2 protein-coding genes and 1 pseudogene are annotated in these 3,407 nt (G+C 42.8%); all 3 read right to left on the bottom strand.

Features of this window, described 5'->3' with window-relative positions; genetic code table 11:
• The coding region (locus tag HMPREF0673_RS00135; RefSeq protein WP_007896637.1) for a DUF5457 domain-containing protein at positions 1-788 on the bottom strand (788 nt) is incomplete at its 3' end.
• Positions 789-793: 5 nt separating this feature from the next.
• Entirely contained in the window at positions 794-3,142 is a 2,349-nt protein-coding gene (gene tssR, locus HMPREF0673_RS00140) for a type VI secretion system protein TssR domain-containing protein (protein WP_007896638.1), read from the bottom strand.
• Positions 3,139-3,407, bottom strand: a pseudogene (locus HMPREF0673_RS13575) (PKD domain-containing protein); the annotation flags it as partial. The gene tssR and the pseudogene HMPREF0673_RS13575, both read right to left, overlap by 4 nt.

Genomic DNA, 3,407 nt, shown 5'->3' on the forward strand with positions numbered 1-3,407 from the left:
TATCGGCAGATGAGCAATGAACTTAATACCAGGAGTGCAAGGGCAATCATCCATGTGTAGATCTTCCGTTCCTTTTCCAAATGTTCGATGTCCGCCGCTTGTTGTTTGGAGCAAGTTGTCAGTATATTAATCTGGGATTGTTGTGCCTTGCAGATATCCATAAGTTCAGAATTAATCCGTTGCTGTGTCTCCAGCGAAGTTTGGATGTTCTTGAAGTTGCGGTTGGTCGTATATGCGTCACGGATATATCCGGGCGTGCTAACTTGTAACGAGGGAACCTGTATGCTGTCCGGAAGGTATGTCAGTTCTGCATTATTGCGCCGTTCCGTTGCGAAGCTGTTGAACAGGAGTATGCCAACAAGTGTGCCGCTGATCAGAAAGGCTATTAATGCTATGATGGCAAACATTGTGTTTGATGATTTTGCGACAGGTTGTTGGTACTCTCGTTCAAGCCATGGATGATGGTTCATCGTGTGAGGCGGAATGGATGTTCCATACTCCACAGTCCGGACTTCGGCATTTTCTTCGGTCTCTTTTTTCTCAAGAGCCTTACGTCTTGATATATCCATAAATTCGCGCTTGGCAATCTGGTATTTATCCGCTTGATAAATTACAAGGTCGTTTTTTACCAGCCAGTCAAGAACGTCCTTGACACTCCGTTCTGATACCTTGAGGTTGCTGATGCTCCAAAATATTTCTGCACAAGATACCCATATTGGCTTCTGGAGGCACTTCTGATATAGGATTTCAAGAATCTCTGCCTGTAGTTGTTCTCTTGTTGGTTCCATTTTATTTACAGTATTAATTGTTTCGGAATAAAATAATATTTCTTGCCGGCGATGAATACAGGTCTGAAAAGGTTGCGTTGATATATGTCTTCCAGTCTCTTCATCTTTGAAATCAGGGTTGTATAGCCACTATTAAAGTCCGTCAGTTCAACCTTTCTTTTCTTTAGTTTCTTCACCTTTGTTGAATTTAAAAGGCTGTCATTGGCCATGACTCCCGTCTTACAATAGAAGATTTGAGCCAAATATGGATTTCTGGGCAATACTTTTCGATAGAAACTTCTGTTTATGCTTTTCTTTTGCCGGTTAAATTGCTTGCGAAGCACTCTTAGCTCCTTTTTCCCTATGTTATCTGAGAACTCCGGGAGCAGTCCCCTGTAGCTTTGCAGCAGTTCCATCACTTCCTTGTCATCGAGTAGATATCCATATTCGTACCCGTCCATTATACTGTCCGCTACGGAGGCCTTTATATAGTAGGTGTCATTCACGCTGTTTCTATCTATATCGTCAAGGCTCATACTGTCAGGATTTTCCGTATGATGGAATATATGCGTCAGTTCGGATGTGGGACGGCTTCTTAGGACACCTATATTTCGCTCATAATCTTTAAGTGAGTGCAACATTAGGCTGTCCGTTTCGAAAGATTGCCATAATACGGAATCCAAGGCTGTTTCCAAAGCGTTGCTTTCCAGCTTGTTTCGACCTTTAGGGAATAAGATTCCTCCTACTGTAAGGCTGTTGTATGGAGCATCGTACAGGTATAAGTTGGCATCCGTAGCTTCTATGTTCTTGAACAGCTCCGTCTTTACCAGTCTGCTGTCTGCGATATAATTGGATATATGGTCTATGTATTTCGTAGAATGGCTGTCCAGAATGGATTTGGCCTGCAATAGGAAGTCCTGATAAGAAGTGCCTGACGCTCTGTCTATCTGGACAAACAGAAGCCTTGCCGGTTGGGTTGCCAGCCACAAGAGTTGTTGCTCGTGCAAGGATAAAGTTTGCTTTGACCCTAAAATGACAAATACATTGTTGCTGAAACGGCTTTCGTCATCATAACGGGAGATTTGTTTGATAGCCCCGCCAAAACCGTAAAACGATGATTGTTCCTCTTGCTCATTTTTCCGTTTGAAAGAAATGGATTGTTTGATATAGTCGAGCCAGGCTGAAAAGTCCTTGGTTGGGGCCAAATGTCTGTTTTCTCCGTTGGAGGATATGCAAGTTGCCGAGAAAGTGTAGTCATATCCGGGCTTCATTTTCAGCTTTAGGTTCTGTAGCACATTGATATATGGGGATAGATAAGGCAGGTCGGCATCATTGAACAGTACATGTATGTTCACGTTTTTGTTTTCCGCTTCCATCTTTCGGACATCGGAAACCATGATGTCTCCGCCTTTGATATTGATAATCTTATTCCAGTTCTTGTCCCAGACGGACAAAGGATAGTTCAGCCGGATATTCCCATTCGTTATAGGCCCTGCCGGGTTTCCATCCAGGTTGAACAACATCGTACCCTGAATATTCGCATTATGTAATGCCAACGTATCGGGATACATTAGGTTGACAGCACACAACAAAGAATCACGGTATCGTGAATAATCAATATGATACACCTCATTTTGGCCGACTTCTGCAAGAAGGTCAGCGGGAACCCACCCTAAAAAGCGTTTGGTACTGTCTGATAATGCGGGAACATTGGAAATCAATGCGGATTTGCCGCTCTTGTCCAACTTGTATAGGTAAACAACCTCTCCGCTGACAACTACCGCATCCGTTGTTGTTTTCAAAAACGGCTCTCCGTATATTTTCAGGGTATCTCCATTGAAGAATTGATGGATATCGAACAGCTTGTTAATGCTGTTTATGCCTATACGGTACCTTATCGGCTGGTTGTTGCGGGGATTGATACGGGCATGGTCGTACATCAGTACATTTTCCGATGGTATCCATCCGGCATAATTGACTTTACGGGATTCCTTAAAGTGTCTCTTGCTGTTATACAGGAAACCTATTATCGACTTGGGCTTGCCAGTAATGTCTGGGTCAGCCTGAACGAGCTTGTAGGTTCCGTTCTTTTCACCTACTATGTAATAGGGTGTGCCAATCCCGTGTGAAGACCGCTTACGCTGGAAATACGGGTCTTCATAACTTTGATTTCCAGTCCTGTCCGAATAGACAATTCTGTTTGTCTTGCTTTTCTTTGTTTTGAAAGGAGCTTCTGTTGATTCCGGATAATTGAATATATCCCTATCCATTATTTGTATTCTGTCGCGGATGGACACTTGGGCAGATACGTTGCACGCAAGAGTAATCATCACGGCCACAGAAAACAGATTTCGTATGAGATTCAGTTGTTTCATTTTTCAATATAACTTTGTGTCACATGGATGGACTTGACGCAATTCAAATCATCAATTTTCACATCATCAATACTCACACGCTTTTTCCTGTTGCTTTCAAGAAAATGCAGTCCTTGGCAATAGCCGTTGAAGTCATTGTATTTTTCATCATTGATGACGACCACTACCTGGTCTGCATCAATGCAAAAATATTTGTTACGGATATAATTCGTATGTTCGTAATAGACCGACTTTTGTGAGACTTTGGCGTCAGCTATGGCTTGCA

It is taken from the genome of Leyella stercorea DSM 18206 (assembly GCF_000235885.1).
In the GTDB taxonomy this organism is placed as follows: domain Bacteria; phylum Bacteroidota; class Bacteroidia; order Bacteroidales; family Bacteroidaceae; genus Prevotella; species Prevotella stercorea.

Excerpts from the sequence above, each read along its gene's own strand:
- tssR (WP_007896638.1), bottom strand. The coding sequence starts at position 3,142 with ATGAAACAACTGAATCTCATACGAAATCTGTTTTCTGTGGCCGTGATG.